This window comes from Leifsonia shinshuensis (genome assembly GCF_014217625.1).
GTDB lineage: Bacteria > Actinomycetota > Actinomycetes > Actinomycetales > Microbacteriaceae > Leifsonia > Leifsonia shinshuensis_A.
The window spans coordinates 4270680-4285777 of sequence record NZ_CP043641.1; the positions used below are offsets into that span (position 1 = coordinate 4270680).

Consider the following 15098-nt stretch of genomic DNA (forward strand, 5'->3'; position numbering starts at 1 on the left):
GACCGCTCAGTCTACGCTGCGCAGACCCTTGACGCTGGAGAGCGGCAGGGTCCGCTCGATGTCCGCCGCCCGGTCGCGGCCCCGCAGGCGCCCTCCGCCGATGCCGGTCGGCTCCAGGAGGTAGTCGACGAGCCGGCCGTCCGGCATCGCGACCTGCACGACGACCGTCTGCCGCGCGCGGACGGCCTGGTCGAGCTGGCGGGCGAGCCACTGCTCGCCGGTGTCGGTCTCCGCGGCGTCCGCCTCGCGCAGCCGGGCGACGAGCTCGGCGGCGGGATCCCGGGTCGCGGCGGGAGCCGTCCGCTCGGCGATCCTCCTGCGCTGCGGGGTCACCAGCGCGCCGGAGGCGTCCTCGGCGACCACCGGGTAGCGGGCGTCGGTCAGTGCCCAGAAGACGACGTCGCGCGGGAACCGGCTGACCAGCGTCCGCTCGTCGGCGCGCAGCAGCCGCAGCGACGAGAGCGACTGGTCGACCGCGATCGTGCCGAGCAGGGTGGCGTCGTCGGAGCGCACCACCGCGCGGCCCTCCGCACCCTCGGCGGCCTCGCTGACGCGGACCCGACCGTGGCGCTCGACGGCGTCGGCGATCAGGTAGTCGAGCGGCTGCGGCACGCCGGTGAGCGAGACGGCGGCGAGGAACGCGTGGATGCTCTCCGCGGTCTCGCCCGCGGTCACGGCGCGGTCGATGGAGGCCGCCGAGAACCGGAACGTGGAGGCCAGCGCCCGGCTCTCCAGGTCGGCCATCGTGCGCAGCCGCGCCTCCACGTCGGGGGCGAGCGGACCGGGGGAGATGACCGTCAGGTCGTGCTGCAGGTAGACCTGGGAGACTTCGGCCGGGAAGTGCGCGACCATCGCGGCGGTCGCCTCGGCGGGGCCGGCCTCCAGCAGCAGCGCGCCCGCGCCGCTCGGGGACCGGCCGGCGGTGACGCCGAGCCACTCGGCCTCCCGGAGGTGCTCCTCCACGCGCTGCTCGGTCTCGGCGACCGCCGCCGGGTACAGCCAGGCGAGGTGAGCGGTCAGCGACGCGCCCCACGGCGACCGGCCGCGCGCCGTCAGCACCGCACGGATGTCGGCGGGGAGCCCGTCGAGCCATGCGCCCGCGAGGTCGCGCCAGCGGTCGGCGGTCGTGGCGTGCTGCCAGGCTGCGACCTCGGCGGTCGGCAGCCAGAGCCCGTCGGCGACCGCGGCCAGCCCGGCTCGGGAGGCGACGGAGAGCGCGACGGGCACGACGGCGGCGTCCACCGCGAGCGCGTCCGCGAGACGCTTGGCGGCCGGGAGGGCGAGGCCGCCCTTCTGCAGCTCGCGCGCGCCCTCCCTGCCGAGTTCGGTCAGGAGCTCGGAGACGCCGGCGACCGCCTCGAAGGCCCGCTCGGCGGCGAGCCGGTCGGAGGCGGCCAGCTCGTCGGGCGCGAGCGGCGCGGGCACGGCGGGAGGCGCGGTGTCGAGCAGGGCCGCCGGCCGGGGGAGGCCGATCGCGGGCCAGGAGGCGAGCCGGGCGGTGACGGCGTCGTAGGCTGCTGCGCCGTCGTCCGCGGGATGCAGGAGGGCGAGGCCGGCGAGCGCGGCGATCGCGTCGCGGACGGCCTCCGTCGTCACCGCCGCAGTCGCAGGGTGCTCCCGGAGCGTGTCCGCGATCCACTCGCTGGTCCGGGCGTCGCCCGCTTCGCCGAGCAGCGCGAGAGTCGCGAGCCGCACCCGGTCGAGCGGCGCGAGCGCGCGCTGCACGGACTCCGGGTCGAGCAGCGCCTCGGCCAGATCGAAGAAGTCGGACACACCGGCGCGGCGTACCGCGCGGGCCCGCAGCACGGCGGCGAGCTCGGCGTCCGGCAGGGCGCGGAGCCGCGCCGCCAGGGCGAGCGTCGTCGTCATCGCGCCGGTCCGCCGGTCCGCCGGGGCGAGGTCAGCGCCGGTTCTTCCCGGATGCGGCCTTCGCCGCCCGGCTGCGCTGGCGGCCGGTGACGATGATGAGTGTGATCAGCAGGACGAACGCGATCGGGAGTGCGATGAGGGGGAAGAGGAACACCGCGGGCCACAGCCCCTGGCCGGAGCCCTGCTGTGGCATCCCGCCGAGCGCGGACCCCACCAGGATGGCCGCGATGCACACCAGCGACACGACGACCAGCGCCGCCACGATGTACGAGAGGACGCGCTGGAGGCGGGATGCGGGTGGCGGGGTCTGCGAAGTCACGAAATCAAGGATAATTGAGGTTGGTCATTCGATCCCCCATGTGAAGTGAGGTTCCCATGCCGACCGGCAAGGTCAAGTTCTACGACGAGGAGAAAGGCTTCGGCTTCATCGCCACCGATGACGGCCAGGAGGTCTTCCTGCACGCCTCTGCGCTGCCCGCCGGCGCCGTGGTGAAGGCCGGTTCGCGGCTCGAGTTCGGCATCGCCGACGGCAAGCGCGGCGCGCAGGCGCTGTCCGTGCGCGTGCTGGAGGCCCCGCCGAGCCTGGTGAAGATGAAGCGCAAGTCGGCCGACGACATGGCGATCATCGTCGAAGACCTCGTGAAGCTGCTCGACGGCATCGGCGCCAACTTGCGCCGCGGCAAGTACCCGGACAAGGCGCACGGCGCCAAGATCGCGGCGGTGCTGCGCCGGGTTGCGGACGACCTGGATGCCTGAGGAGGCGGGCACGGACGAGGCGGGCACGGAGGAGCCGGGCACGGAGAATTCGGGCACGGCCGACGTCGAATCGACCGAGGCTGAGTCGACCGACCCGGAGACAGCCGAAGCCGAAGTCGAAGCCGAGACCGAAGCCGACGTCGAGACTGAAGCCGAAGTCGAGACCGACGCAGAGGTCGACGCCGAGACCGAAGCCGACGTCGAGACCGACGCAGAGGTCGACGCAGAGACCGAAGCCGTCGCGGCCGAGCCTGCCGTCGTCGAGCTGAGCGAGGCCGACGTCGCCGACCTCCTGGCCGCGCTCCCGCTCGCGCGGGCCGGGCTCGCGGAGATCACGCCGGAGAGCACCATCGGCGAGCCCATCGGGCACGTCGTGGAGCCCACGGGCGCGGTCTCGCTGCTGTTCGCCGCCGCGCTTCCCGGCTACCCGGGCTGGCACTGGACCGTCACGGTCGGCCGCGCCGACGGCGACGCAGAGCCCACCGTGCTCGAGGCCGAGCTGATGCCCGGGGAGGACGCCCTCCTGGCGCCCGACTGGGTGCCGTGGTCCGAGCGACTCGCCGAGTACCAGGCCGCCCAGGAGGCGCTCGCCGCCGAAGCCGAGGCCGCGGGGGCCGAGGGCGACGACGCCCACGTGGAGGACGACGCCGACGACTACGAGGACGAGTACGACGAGGAGTCCGACGAGTCCGAGTCCGACGAGGACTCGGATGAGGACTCCGACGACGACGACGCCGACGTCCACGACCTCCACGGTGACGACGACCTCGACGGCGTCGACATCGACTCGGTCGATGTGGCGTTCGACGAGGACACCGACACCGACACGGAGCTCGACCTCGCGACCGAGGAGGCCGCAGCGCTCGCGGACGACGACGCCGAGTCCGACGACGACGCCGAGTCCGAGGACGCCGACGACGCCGAGTCCGAGCCGGTCAGCGACTCAGCGGCGCCTGCGGGCGCGGGTGACGCTGAGGTAGGCGAAGCCGAGCAGGCCTAGCGCGATCCCGACGACCACCGTCCAGATCCACCAGCCGCCGCCTGCGGCCGTGATGGGTCCGGCGAAGACGAGCGTCGGGATCAGCGCGAGCACCCAGAGCCCGATGCCGACGAGCACGGCCCGGCGGTCGTCCGTCGGCACCGGCACAGGGTCGGGACGGCGCTCGTCGTCGCGCAGCCACAGTCGCACGATCGCCTCCGTCCCTGCTTCTTCCGTCCGGCGCCCGGCTCAGCCCAGTCGCTCGACCGCGTACTCGACGCAGCCGATCAGCGCGCGCACGTCGTCCGGCTCGATGGCCGTGAAGGTCGCGACGCGGAGCTGGTTGCGGCCGAGCTTGCGGTACGGCTCGGTGTCCGCGACGCCGTTGGCGCGCAGGGTCTTGGCGACCGCCGCCGCGTCGATCCGGTCGTCGAAGTCGATCGTGACGACCACCTGCGAGCGGTGCGCCGGGTCGGCGACGAACGGGGTGGCGTAGTCGACGCCCTCGGCCCAGGCGTAGAGCGCGCCGGACGACTCCTTCGTGCGGGCGTCGGCCCAGGCGAGACCGCCGTTGCCGTTCATCCACTCGATCTGGTTCTCCAGCAGCACGAGCGTCGCAACGGCCGGGGTGTTGAGCGTCTGGTTGAGCCGCGAATTGTCGATCGCGTTCTTGATGCTGAGGAACTCCGGGATGTAGCGGTCGCTCGCCGCGATCCGCTCGACCCGCTCGATGGCGGCGGGGGAGAACAGCGCGAGCCAGAGGCCTCCATCGGAGGCGAAGTTCTTCTGCGGCGCGAAGTAGTAGACGTCGGTCTCTGCGACGTCGAAGTCGGCGCCGCCCGCCGCGCTGGTCGCGTCGATGACGGTCAGGGCGCCGGCGTCGCCGTGCACCCGCTTCACCGGCGCCATCACGCCGGTGGAGGTCTCGTTGTGGGTCCAGGCGTAGACGTCCACGCCCTCCACCGCCTCGGCCTCCGCGCGGGATCCCGCCGGGGCCTCGATGACGTGCGGGGCCTGCAGCCACGGGGTCTTCGCCGCCTTGGCGAACTTGCCGCCGAACTCGCCGAAGACCAGGTTCTGGCTGCGCTCCTGAATGAGCGAGAACGCCGCGGCGTCCCAGAAGGCGCTGGAGCCGCCGTTGCCGAGGACGACCTCGTAGCCGTCCGGGAGGCGGAACAGCTCGCCGAGGCCCGAGCGCACCCGGCCGACCAGGTCCTTCACCGGCGCCTGGCGGTGGGAGGTGCCGAGCAGCTCCGCGCCGGGGCCCGCCAGGTAGGCGACCTGCTCCGGACGGACCTTGGACGGGCCGCAGCCGAATCGTCCGTCGGCGGGCAGGAGGTCGGTGGGAATCGTCACGTCCGGCATAACTGAAGTGTATTGGCTGTTGAACGGTGCGGCGGGCCCGATGACGGAGCCTGACGCCGGGGTGCCGTCACCTCGGCGTCACCGGTAGCAAGTAGGCTCGTACCCGCACATTCGCGCGCCCGCACGGGAGGGGTTCATGACCGACCTGATCGACACGACAGAGATGTACCTTCGCACCATCCTGGAGCTGGAGGAGGACAACATCGTCCCGCTGCGTGCGCGCATCTCCGAGCGTCTCGGCCACTCGGGCCCGACCGTCTCGCAGACCGTCGGCCGCATGGAGCGCGACGGGCTCGTGGTCGTCTCCGGAGACCGCCACCTGGAGCTCACCGACGACGGCCGCCGTAAGGCCGTGCACGTCATGCGCAAACACCGCCTGGCCGAGCGCCTGCTCAGCGACGTCATCGAGCTGGAGTGGGAGTACGTCCACGAGGAGGCGTGCCGCTGGGAGCACGTGATGAGCGAGCAGGTCGAGCGCAAGCTCATCACCATGCTCGGCCACCCGACCGAGTCGCCGTACGGCAACCCCATCCCCGGGCTCGGCGAGCTGGGAGCGCCGGACGCGGCCTCCACCGAGAACCTGGTCAACCTGGTCGACGTCGTGCGCGGCGGCGATTCTGAGGTGACTGCCAGGATCCGGCGCCTGGGCGAGCCTGCGCAGGTCGACCCGGAGCTGCTGCTGCAGCTCAAGCAGGCCGGGGTTTTTCCCGGCTCGACCGGCACTTTCGCTGCGGCGGGGTCGTACGTCACCGTACAGATCGATGGCTTCGAGGCCGGCCTCGAACTCCCGAACGAGCTCGCGGCGCACATCTTCGTCGACGCCTGATCTCCGTTACCGATTCGTTAAAAAGTGCGTTAAACAAATGACAAACGGCGGGTCGTCCCGTAGTCTCTAACGAGTCCGAACGGGCCAGAAGCCGGCCCATCAGGACCCCGACCGGGACGCTCCAACCCCCCTGAAGCCCGTCTCCCAGCCGGTGAAGCCGAATGCCGATCGCATCGGACGGGGGCAGCTCCCTAGTGCTGCCGGAGCGCAGGAGGTTGCACTTTGGCACACTCTGGTACGCCCGATCCTGCCCAGGACCGGACCCCTCAGGACCCGGATACCCTCGCTTCGACGTCGTCGACGACGTCATCTTCCGGATCCCACCTCGTCTCCCGGCGGTCGCTCCGCACGGCGAAGGCGCCGGTCGCGGCGGCCCCCAAGCCCGCCGCGCAGGCGTCCACGCCCGCCGCGAAGGACTCCGCCAAGCCCGCCGCGAAGCGCAAGGGCGGCTGGATCCTCAACGTCGGCGTCATCACCGTGGCGACCGGCATCATCGCGACGATGTCGCTCCCGGCGTTCGCGTTCAACCCGAGCGGCGCGGAGTCCGCGGGCTTCGGCCCGAGCGCGTCCGACAGCATGAAGAAGGCGCAGGCGCAGTCCGTCGCCGTCGGTCAGGGCGTCACCGCCGCCACCGTCAGCCGCGACGCGGCCGCTGCGACCAGCCAGTCGCAGCTCGACTCGCAGAAGGCGGCAGCAGCGGCCACCGCCGCCGCCGAGGCCGCCCGCCAGCGCGCAGCGGTGTCGCTCGCGAACTACGCCAGCTACTCCGGCCCGTCGGTCTCCGACTTCCTGGCCAACCCGCCGTACCCGAGCTTCAGCCTCGCGCAGGTGTTCTCGGTCGCGAAGCAGTACATCGGCACCCCGTACGTCTACGGTGGTGACACCCCCGCCGGCTTCGACTGCTCGGGCTACGTGATGTACGTCTACGCCCAGTTCGGCATCTCCCTCCCGCACTCGGTGTCGGGGGAGGCCGCGCGCGGCACGAAGATCTCGATCAACGACGCCCAGCCGGGCGACCTGATCGTGATGTCGGGCCACATCGGCTTCTACGCAGGCAACGGCAACATCATGGACGCACCCGACTCGGGCCGCTCCATCTCCATCCGCCCGATCTGGACCAGCGACTACTACGTCGTCCGGCTCGGTATCTGACACCCGAACCCGCGGTGAACACTGCGGTTCACGCACCAGCGATGGCGCGCCACGAATAGGTGGCGCGCCATTTCTGCGTTACTCTGATGCCCTGGCGCACTGCCAGGCAGCCGTGCAGATCGGAGTCTCCGATGGCCGAGTCGACCACCGTGCGGTCACCCAGGGTGACCACCGGGGTGGGTCGCGGCCTCCGAGCCGAGCGCGAGCTGCTCCCGCGCCACCGCGACTTCCTCGCATGCCGCCACCACGTCGAGGCCTGCCACCGCCACCATGTGGTGTGCCGCCACCATGCCGCCGTCTTCCAGGGCGCTGTCCGTTCGGACAGTGCCCTTTTTGTTTCCCCGGTTCTTGTCCACCCAGCGGACCCGAAAGGACGCAGATGAAGACACTGGTCCTCAACGCCGGCTACGAGCCCCTCGCGGTCGTCTCCTTCAAGCGCGCCATCGTCCTGGTGATGAATCAGAAGGCGACGGTCCTCGCGAGCGACACGGCCCACCCGGTGTGGAGCATCTCGGGCCGCTACGACCGCCCGTCGGTGATCCTGCTCACCCGCTACGTGCGCATCCCGCACGGCCGCGCGGTGCCGGTCTCCCGACGCGGGGTGCTCCGCCGCGACAGCCACCACTGCGGCTACTGCGGCAAGACGGCGACGACGATCGACCACGTCCTCCCGCGCTCCCGCGGCGGCGCGGACAGCTGGGAGAACCTGGTGGCCTGCTGCCTCCGCTGCAACAACGTGAAGGGCGACCGCACCCCCGCCGAGATGGGCTGGACGCTGAAGCTCACCCCCCGCGCCCCGCACGACAGCTCCTGGGTGGTCCGCGGAGTGGAAGGCGGCCAGGCGGACTGGCAGGACTACCTCGGCGTCGCGGCCTGAGGGCCGGGCGCCCTCGGGTAGTCTGGAAGGGCTGGCCTCTGTAGCTCAATGGAAGAGCTGCTCCGTCCTAAGGAGAAGGTTGGGGGTTCGAGTCCCTCCAGGGGCACTGTACGTCTTTAGCAAGATTGCTGCTCAGAGATGGTTTCTTGGGGCGCAAGGAGCGGCGGTTTTCGTTTTGCCCACAACTTGCCCACACGAACGACGAAAGCTCGAAGAACCTCCCAGCGTCGTAGTGGTCGGGATGCGAGCCTCATGGGAACGCGGGCAGTGTACCCACAGTGCCCCGAACCGGGGTTATGCGTGGGCACAGCCGGGTAACTTGCCGATTGGCAAATGAGCCAAGGTACATCCGCCTCAGAGCTGAGCGTCGTCGGGGGCGACGCCGAGATACCATCGGCTACCTCCTGTCATAGTCAAGTCCCCAATGCTCGTTGCGTAACCCGAATGGGTGCGTTGCTTGTGCTGGCGATCCACCGCTATCGTTCTAGCGCTGCGTGTTGCAGTGCAGGAATCCACCATCGACCCAAGGAATCGGAAACCATTTGAACGCACATCGAACGAGAGGAGCCCAACGTTATGAGCATCACGACGACCGCCACCCAGCAGCCCAAGGACTTCGAGCAGCGAGCTCAGGAGTCCTTTTTTGTTGCCCTCTGCGATTGCGATGAGTCTTCATTTGTCTATGGATACGGATGTATCCATCCATTTCATCTGGTGACGACGTCGACATCCGGTGCCTCGGCCAAGGACGGGGGTGACCGATCATGACGTCGGGTCCGATTCGTCCGTGGGTACGCGTCGCCATTCTTCTTGTAGCAGTCACTTCGCTTGGACTCATCGCTTGGACCAAGACTGGCGAATTCATTCCGAGCGACCCCGCAGACGCATTGCTGCTACAGAGCAGCATCCTTCTGGTCGTCCTCGGGTCATTGATTCTGGAGAAGTACTTCACCGCTCCCGGTGATGCGCTCGTGAACTCCTTCACGGCATTGATTACGATGCTTCCGCTTTTGCCGTTGCTTGCGTCGGAGTCGCTGGCGATTTGGGGTGTTGTAGCTACGTATCTCGGAGTCGTAATGGCAGCTTCTGCCGCCTGCCTAACACTCCAGTCTCAGTCCAACCGGACAAGGGGACGGCGCACCATGGCGATTGCTTACCTCATTGCTTCAAGATTTGGTCGAGCACGCGTGGTCTTCTCCGTTGTGTTCTTGGCCTCTCTCTTCTTTTTCGCCTCAAGTCGTTCGAGTCTTGCCTTGGCGCTGTTGGTCTTCTGGGGGTTGTACCTTGCGATCTGGCCCCTCGGTATTCCACAGCTGCTCAGTCGGCTTCGTCTAGGTCAAGAGGCGCGTGACAAGTTGGTGGGCCATCTTGATCGCGTTGATAGTCCAAACCTGGCTAGAGTCGCACTCGCAGCTGCGGGATCGTGGCCGATCGAATCTGAGTCCGTGGTTCTTGCGCATCTTCCCGATGGCTCGAGCCGGTGGTGTGTGCCTCTGTTTCGCGAGAATCGCAGTGATGGGGTTTGGGCGACCTTTGCCATTTCTGACAGCTTGAGCACAAAGGCCGGTCGTGCCGGCACGCTAGTCATTCCACATGACGTGGCGGGACCAAGCCGGTCGGATCTGATTCAGAAACTTACCGGTGGCCTGGCACATGAAGTCGCCGGCGTGGTCCGCGAGTCCTCGACGCTCACTCATCTGCGGGTAGAGATCCTTCCAGATCAACTCGTGGGATCTGGGCAAGTGCTAGTTGTCCCCGTCGCTGACGAGCTTGTCTATTTCCAGGTGACTGGAATGGAGACTTCTGAGGAACCATTTGGTGGCTTGCACTATGGCTCGCAGATTGCGACCGCGGTACAGATCGGTGTGCTGCGAGGAGAGCGATTCCATCGCTTTGACTATTTGCCGCCGATGAACGCGTTGGCCTATTTCGCGGCCGTGCCACCGGCCGAAACTGAGGTGGAAGGTCTCTTTCCGCTCGGCGATGTGCCAGGCACGGGCGTGACGCTTTACGGCAACTTCATTGACCAAATGGAGTCCCACACGGCGATCCTCGGTGCGACCGGTACAGGAAAGACCGAGTTTGCGTTCGACTTGATTCGCTATTCGGTTGCGAACGGAGTGAAGGTGATCTGTCTCGACTTGACCTCTCAGTACGCACCACGCCTTGCGGACCTTGCGCCGATAGAGCTTTCGATTCCAGGTGCGAAAGCTACCGAACTCGGCGAAAAGCTCTTCGCCGCGGAGACGGGGGCATATGGCGCAGGTGCAGAGAAGAAGATTCTGGCGAGCTTTGCAAATGGCCTTCGCTCAGATATCCGCATAACGCTGGAGAAGTTCTATCAGGGCGATGGTGGAGCGCTAGGTCTGATCGAGTTGACCGAGATCTCGAACACCAAAGCGACCCTCTGGATCACAGAAATCTACTTGAGTACATTGCTCGAACTGGCCAAAGAGGGAGCGACGAGCGGCCAAAAGACCCTTGTCGTTGTGGAGGAGGCGCACACTGTGATGCCGGAGGCGGCCTTTGCGGGCCTAGGAGACTTCGACTCCAAGGGAACCATTGCCAAGATCACGCAGATAGCGCTCCAAGGCCGCAAATACGGTGTCGGTCTCCTCGTACTTGCTCAACGAACTGCCACGGTCAGCAAGTCGGTACTGACGCAGTGCAATACGGTGATCTCCTTCTCGTGTATCGACGACACCAGTATCAACTTTTTGAAGAATGTGTTCGGATCGGCGGTCGCCGAGGGGCTGCCCAGCTTGCCCCGGCTTCGTGCTGTAGCCGAGGGCTCCTGGATTGAGGCAGAGCTGCCGGTCGCCTTCGATGTTCCCTTTGACGCCCAAAAGGCCGAACGGAAGGACTGGGCATCGCAGCTTGCAGCCGGCGACGCGTTGGCTAACAGCACGGACGCGAACAACCCTGATCCGGAGACACCGTTCTGAGAGTCGGTCAAAACGAGCCTTCGTCCATCACGAACTGGTGACTCCGACGGGTCCTTGCGACATGACCGTCACTCGGTCCACAAGCTCCCCCGGCTTTCCGACAGAACCCGTTCGTTGAGGCGATCAGCGACTGAGCCGAGGTCATCTTCAAAAGGTCGGCGTAAATATCGAGCGTCATCGCAGCCGACTTGTGCCCGAGCATGCGCTGGAGCGCTTTGACGTTGGCGCCGGCGCTCACGGCCAGGCTCGCGGCGGTATGTTTCAGGTCGTGCTGAGTCATGTGCTCGAGTCCGGCATCGCGCAGCGCGGCGATGCCCGGCCTCCTGCCCGATACCTGCACTTACGCAAATACCGGTGTACCGTGTCGGCAGAGAATCCGTTCCGGCGGTCTGCCGGTGGCCCAGCGGGCTGCTCGGGAGCGCGGTGTGAGGTGAGGGGACGCTGATGTCATCGCCTGAAGTTCCGACACGGGGGCCTGCGCGCCCTCTGCCCTATGTGATCTCGGGTGTGCTGCTCGTGATCGCGATCGTGTTGCCCCTGGTGGTGCCGATCTATGCACGAAGCGAGCCCGCGCTCGCCGGCATCCCCTTCTTCTACTGGTATCAGATGCTGTGGGTGCTGATCGACTCCGGGCTGCTCTGGATCTGCTACGCCCTGATCGTCCGTGAGGATCGGCGACGCCGGGCAGCGGTCCGGCCCCCGGAGGTGGACGAATGATCGCCGCGGCAGGGTCGGGCGCCCGGCCCGTGGACGGTGTGGCGCTCACCGTCGTCATCATCATCTTCGTGATCGTCGCGATCATGGGGTTCGTCGCGGCGCGCTGGCGGATCACCCCGGAAGAGCGCGGCCTGCGCACCCTCGACCAATGGGGTCTCGGCGGCCGCGGGTTCGGGAGCTGGATCACCTGGTTCCTGCTCGGCGGCGACCTCTACACGGCGTACACGTTCATCGCGGTTCCGGCGGCCATGTGGAGCACGGGCGCGGTCAGCGGCTTCTTCGCCGTTCCGTATACGGTCGTGCTCTACCCGATCGTCTTCCTGCTGATGGCACGGCTCTGGTCGGTCTCGCACCGCCACGGCTACGTCACGCCCGCGGACTTCGTCGGGGGACGCTACGGGAGCAAGACGCTCTCGACAGCCATCGCCGTGACGGGCATCGTCGCGACGATGCCGTACATCGCCCTCCAGCTGGTGGGCATCAAAGCGGTGCTCACGGTCCTCGGGCTCGGCAGCGGCGCCAACGCCTTCACCCAGGACCTTCCGCTGATCATCGCGTTCGTCGTCCTCGCCGCGTACACGTATACCGCCGGTCTGCGCGCGCCGGCGGCGATCGCGGTGGTCAAAGACCTCCTGATCTACATCGCCGTCATCGTCGCGATCATCTGGCTGCCCACCCAGTTCGGCGGATGGGACGGGATCTTCAAGGCCGCCACCACGAAGATGACGGCGATCAACCCGGCGACGAACCTCCCTGTCGGCTCTGTGATCCCCGGGGCCGCGAGCTTCAACGCGTACTGGACCCTCGCGCTCGGGTCGGCCATGGCGCTGTTCATGTACCCGCACTCGGTGACCGGTGTGCTGGCGACGAAGAGCCGCAACACGATCCGGCGCAACGCGGTGGTGCTGCCGATCTATTCGCTCATGCTCGGATTCCTCGCGCTCCTCGGGTACGTGGCCATCAAGGCGGGCACGAAGCCGATCGGATTCGACGGGGTGGTCAACCCCCAGCTCGTGGTGCCGCAGCTCTTCATCGACAACTTCCCGTCGTGGTTCGCCGGTGTGGCGCTCGCCGCCATCGCCGTCGGCGCCCTGGTGCCTGCGGCGATCATGTCGATCGCCGCCTCCAACCTGTTCACGCGCAACATCTACCGGGACCTGTTCAAGCCGGACGCGTCCCCCGAGCACGAAGCGAAGGTGTCGAAGTTCGTCTCCCTCGTGGTGAAGTTCGGCGCCCTGCTGTTCGTGATCCTGATGGACCAGTCGGCGGCGATCAACATGCAGCTGCTCGGCGGCGTCTGGATCCTTCAGACCTTCCCGGCGATCGTGGCCGGCCTGTACACGCGGTGGTTCCACCGCTGGGCGCTGTTCGCCGGCTGGGCGGTCGGCATCCTCTACGGAACGATCGCCGCGTACAACGTGGTGAACCCGGTGACGCACGCGCACTTCGGCGGGTCGATCGCCCCGTTCCCGTTCACGACCACGCCGGTCTACATCGCCATCTCGGCGTTCGTCATCAACGCGATCGTCTCCGTGGTCCTGACCCTGATCTTCCGAGCGGTCCGGGTGCCGGACGGCGTCGACCGCACGACGCACGCCGACTACGGCGCGGACGAGGGCGATCCCAAGGTCGTCGAGGTGCTCGAGCCGTACGAGGAGACCCTGGACGACGCGAGCCTCGACCGGTGAGGTCCCGGCTCCAGCACCGTCACCCGCGCGGCCGGAACCGCAGCACCGTCACCCCCGACCCGAAGTCCTGACGCTCGACCGGCTCGAGCTCGATCCGCTCGTGCAACCCGGCGAGCAGCGTCGGGCCGTACCCGGCGATGACCGGCTGCACGACGAACACGTACTCGTCGATCAGCCCCAGGTCGGCCAGCGCGAGGGGGAGGGTCACGCCGCCCACGAACAGACCCTCGCCCGGCTCCCGCTTGAGCTGTTCGACGGACTGCCGGAGGTCGCCGCGGAGCAGTTCGGCGTTCCAGTCGACCTCGTCGAGCGTGTTCGAGACGACGTACTTCTTCGCGCCGTCGATGGCCTCCGCGAACGGGAGCTGGGTCTGGTCCATCCACTCCGGCCAGACGCCCGTGGCCGGCCGCCGCCACGCCTCTTCCATCATTCCGTAGGTGACCCGGCCGAAGATCAGGGCGTCGGCCCGCGCCATTTCGTCGGCCCAGAACCGCATCGACTCCTCGTCGGGCGGGAGGCCCGCCTCGTGGTGTACGCAGCCGTCGAGCGTGACGTTGATGGAGTAGCGGAGCGGTCTCATCTCGTGCTCTCCCTCGATGAGCGTGGCGGATCGGACCTCCTCAAACTACCGTCGGCGGTCGCCCGGCACAGGGGTGGGTTAGCATTTCGGGATGACGAAGCGTGCTCCTGTCGAAGACGTCCCGATCGGGGGTGACGTCATCCGCCTCGGGCAGTTCCTGAAGTTCGCCGGGCTCCTCGACTCCGGTGGGAACGTCAAAGAGGCCATCCTGGACGGCTACGTGACCGTGAACGGCGAGGTCGATCGCCGCCGCGGACGTCAGCTGCAGCTCGGCGACGTCGTCACGTTCGAGGGGCGCAGCGTCCGCGTCTGCCCGTGAGGCGAGCCCGCCAGGTCAGCGGAGCGCGCGGAGGTAACGGCGTCGCGCCACGACCTGGGCGACACGGAGCAGCGGATGCAGGATCCGCCACGGCTGCCGCGACGCAGGCCGCGTGAGCGAGCGCACGGTGAGCACGATGTCGCCGTCCGCGGTGTCGCGGTGCACCACGAACGCCTCCTCGCCCTCGACCGGGTGGCCGGGCAGGGTTCGGTACGCGAAGCCGACACGGTCGTCCTGCTCCACGACGGCGACGACCTCGACCGGCTCCACGACGGTCACCCCGAGCACGCGCACGCGGATCCGCTCCCGCCGCCCCACGCGCACCGGAGCGTGGGAGTCGACCAGGAAACCGCTGCGCGTCTTCACCCGCCAGCGCAGGACGTCGCCCGCAGCGCGACGCCAGGCGTCGTCGCCGCGGCCGACGACCGCGGACAGCTCCGAACGGCGGAACGTCCGGTCGCTCGGAGCCCAGACCGGCGCTTCGGGCATCGTCACGATCTGCTCGCCGTCATCGCCTCAGTCCTGCCCCTCCGAGCGCCCGGCGAAACGGAGCACCGCCGTCGCGCCGTCGACCGAGGACCACGGAGCCTCCACGGCGAACTGAGCGATGCCGGAGGTGCGCATGATCATGTCTTCGCCGGCGAGAAGCGACGCCAGCTGCTCCATGCCGGGGTTGTGGCCGACCAGGGCCAGCGTACGGACGTCGTCGGGGATCTCGTGCACGATGTCGAGCAGCGTGGCAAGGGATGCCGCGTAGACCCGGTCGTCATAGCGCGCGGGCGGCGCGGGCGTGAGCTCGGCCGACGCGAGCTCCCAGGTCTCGCGGGCGCGACGTGCCGGGGAGACGATGGCCAGGTCGATCGGATCCGCGTGGCCGGCGAGCCACCGCCCCGCGAGGGGAGCCTGCGTCCGGCCGCGCTGGGCCAGCGGGCGGTCGATGTCCGCGACGGAGCCCGACCAGTCCGACTTGGCGTGGCGGAGCAGGAGGAGGGTGCGCTCGATCGTTGTCACGCTGCCAGTGTGCC

At 68.2% G+C, this 15098-nt stretch carries 19 protein-coding genes and 1 tRNA gene; 11 read left to right on the plus strand and 9 right to left on the minus strand.

What is annotated here, in order from left to right:
- Nucleotides 1-6 precede the first annotated feature (6 nt).
- Both F1C12_RS20820 and F1C12_RS20825 read right to left on the minus strand, forming a co-directional pair.
- Nucleotides 7-1869 carry a helicase-associated domain-containing protein gene (locus F1C12_RS20820; RefSeq protein ID WP_185276705.1) on the minus strand — a complete coding sequence of 621 codons (1863 nt, stop codon included), beginning with the start codon at nt 1867-1869 and terminating at the stop codon, nt 7-9.
- Between the two features lie 31 nt (nt 1870-1900).
- Complete coding sequence (locus F1C12_RS20825; RefSeq protein ID WP_185276706.1) at nt 1901-2188, minus strand: hypothetical protein; 288 nt, start codon at nt 2186-2188, stop codon at nt 1901-1903.
- A 56-nt stretch (nt 2189-2244) separates the two neighbouring features.
- Between F1C12_RS20825 and F1C12_RS20830 the strand changes: the two genes are divergently transcribed.
- Both F1C12_RS20830 and F1C12_RS20835 read left to right on the plus strand, forming a co-directional pair.
- Entirely contained in the window at nt 2245-2625 is a 381-nt protein-coding gene (locus tag F1C12_RS20830) for a cold-shock protein (RefSeq protein ID WP_185276707.1), read from the plus strand.
- Nucleotides 2618-3625, plus strand: a complete 1008-nt coding sequence (locus F1C12_RS20835; protein ID WP_258046042.1) for a DUF3027 domain-containing protein — start codon at nt 2618-2620, stop codon at nt 3623-3625. Before F1C12_RS20830 ends, F1C12_RS20835 begins: the two co-directional genes overlap by 8 nt.
- On the opposite strand, the gene F1C12_RS20840 is transcribed toward F1C12_RS20835, so the two are convergent.
- Nucleotides 3569-3814, minus strand: a complete 246-nt coding sequence (locus F1C12_RS20840) for a DUF2530 domain-containing protein (RefSeq protein ID WP_185276708.1) — start codon at nt 3812-3814, stop codon at nt 3569-3571. The genes F1C12_RS20835 and F1C12_RS20840 overlap by 57 nt on opposite strands.
- Nucleotides 3815-3853: 39 nt before the next feature.
- The gene (gene serC / locus F1C12_RS20845) at nt 3854-4969 is read right to left on the minus strand and encodes a phosphoserine transaminase (RefSeq protein WP_185276709.1); all 1116 of its coding nucleotides are present in this window, start codon (nt 4967-4969) and stop codon (nt 3854-3856) included.
- Between the two features lie 136 nt (nt 4970-5105).
- Here serC and F1C12_RS20850 point away from each other — a divergent pair, with 136 nt between their 5' ends.
- Nucleotides 5106-5795, plus strand: coding sequence for a metal-dependent transcriptional regulator (locus tag F1C12_RS20850; protein WP_185276710.1), 690 nt, complete (start codon nt 5106-5108; stop codon nt 5793-5795).
- A gap of 222 nt (nt 5796-6017) precedes the next feature.
- Nucleotides 6018-6947 carry a C40 family peptidase gene (locus F1C12_RS20855; protein WP_185276711.1) on the plus strand — a complete coding sequence of 310 codons (930 nt, stop codon included), beginning with the start codon at nt 6018-6020 and terminating at the stop codon, nt 6945-6947.
- A 155-nt stretch (nt 6948-7102) separates the two neighbouring features.
- Here the strand turns inward: F1C12_RS20855 and F1C12_RS20860 are convergent, their stop codons facing one another.
- The gene (locus F1C12_RS20860) at nt 7103-7303 is read right to left on the minus strand and encodes a hypothetical protein (RefSeq protein WP_185276712.1); all 201 of its coding nucleotides are present in this window, start codon (nt 7301-7303) and stop codon (nt 7103-7105) included.
- A 23-nt stretch (nt 7304-7326) separates the two neighbouring features.
- Between F1C12_RS20860 and F1C12_RS20865 the strand changes: the two genes are divergently transcribed.
- The 4 genes from F1C12_RS20865 (at nt 7327) to F1C12_RS20880 (ending at nt 10769) form a co-directional block, all read left to right on the plus strand.
- Entirely contained in the window at nt 7327-7824 is a 498-nt protein-coding gene (locus F1C12_RS20865) for an HNH endonuclease (RefSeq protein WP_185276713.1), read from the plus strand.
- A gap of 34 nt (nt 7825-7858) precedes the next feature.
- A tRNA-Arg gene (locus tag F1C12_RS20870) sits at nt 7859-7930 on the plus strand.
- A 470-nt stretch (nt 7931-8400) separates the two neighbouring features.
- Entirely contained in the window at nt 8401-8592 is a 192-nt protein-coding gene (locus F1C12_RS20875) for a hypothetical protein (protein WP_185276714.1), read from the plus strand.
- Nucleotides 8589-10769, plus strand: coding sequence for an ATP-binding protein (locus F1C12_RS20880; RefSeq protein ID WP_185276715.1), 2181 nt, complete (start codon nt 8589-8591; stop codon nt 10767-10769). Before F1C12_RS20875 ends, F1C12_RS20880 begins: the two co-directional genes overlap by 4 nt.
- Before the next feature lie 7 nt (nt 10770-10776).
- Here the strand turns inward: F1C12_RS20880 and F1C12_RS20885 are convergent, their stop codons facing one another.
- A complete protein-coding gene (locus F1C12_RS20885; RefSeq protein ID WP_185276716.1) occupies nt 10777-11049 on the minus strand; it encodes a tyrosine-type recombinase/integrase in 273 nt (90 codons plus the stop codon).
- Between the two features lie 227 nt (nt 11050-11276).
- On the opposite strand from F1C12_RS20885, the gene F1C12_RS20890 reads away from it, so the two are divergent.
- Nucleotides 11277-11486: a DUF3311 domain-containing protein gene (locus F1C12_RS20890; protein ID WP_219732662.1), complete on the plus strand. Its 210-nt coding sequence runs from the start codon at nt 11277-11279 to the stop codon at nt 11484-11486.
- Nucleotides 11483-13174 carry a monocarboxylate uptake permease MctP gene (mctP, locus tag F1C12_RS20895; protein WP_185276718.1) on the plus strand — a complete coding sequence of 564 codons (1692 nt, stop codon included), beginning with the start codon at nt 11483-11485 and terminating at the stop codon, nt 13172-13174. Before F1C12_RS20890 ends, mctP begins: the two co-directional genes overlap by 4 nt.
- 19 nt (nt 13175-13193) lie before the next feature.
- Here mctP and F1C12_RS20900 read toward each other — a convergent pair whose 3' ends face one another.
- Nucleotides 13194-13754 carry a dihydrofolate reductase family protein gene (locus F1C12_RS20900; protein WP_185276719.1) on the minus strand — a complete coding sequence of 187 codons (561 nt, stop codon included), beginning with the start codon at nt 13752-13754 and terminating at the stop codon, nt 13194-13196.
- Nucleotides 13755-13845: 91 nt separating this feature from the next.
- Between F1C12_RS20900 and F1C12_RS20905 the strand changes: the two genes are divergently transcribed.
- Nucleotides 13846-14073 carry an RNA-binding S4 domain-containing protein gene (locus F1C12_RS20905; RefSeq protein WP_185276720.1) on the plus strand — a complete coding sequence of 76 codons (228 nt, stop codon included), beginning with the start codon at nt 13846-13848 and terminating at the stop codon, nt 14071-14073.
- Between the two features lie 15 nt (nt 14074-14088).
- On the opposite strand, the gene F1C12_RS20910 is transcribed toward F1C12_RS20905, so the two are convergent.
- Together F1C12_RS20910 and F1C12_RS20915 are read right to left on the minus strand one after the other, a co-directional pair.
- On the minus strand, nt 14089-14562 hold the full coding sequence (locus tag F1C12_RS20910; RefSeq protein ID WP_185279100.1) for a DUF1990 family protein: 474 nt from the start codon (nt 14560-14562) through the stop codon (nt 14089-14091).
- Between the two features lie 27 nt (nt 14563-14589).
- Nucleotides 14590-15084: a SixA phosphatase family protein gene (locus F1C12_RS20915; RefSeq protein ID WP_185276721.1), complete on the minus strand. Its 495-nt coding sequence runs from the start codon at nt 15082-15084 to the stop codon at nt 14590-14592.
- Nucleotides 15085-15098 lie beyond the last annotated feature (14 nt).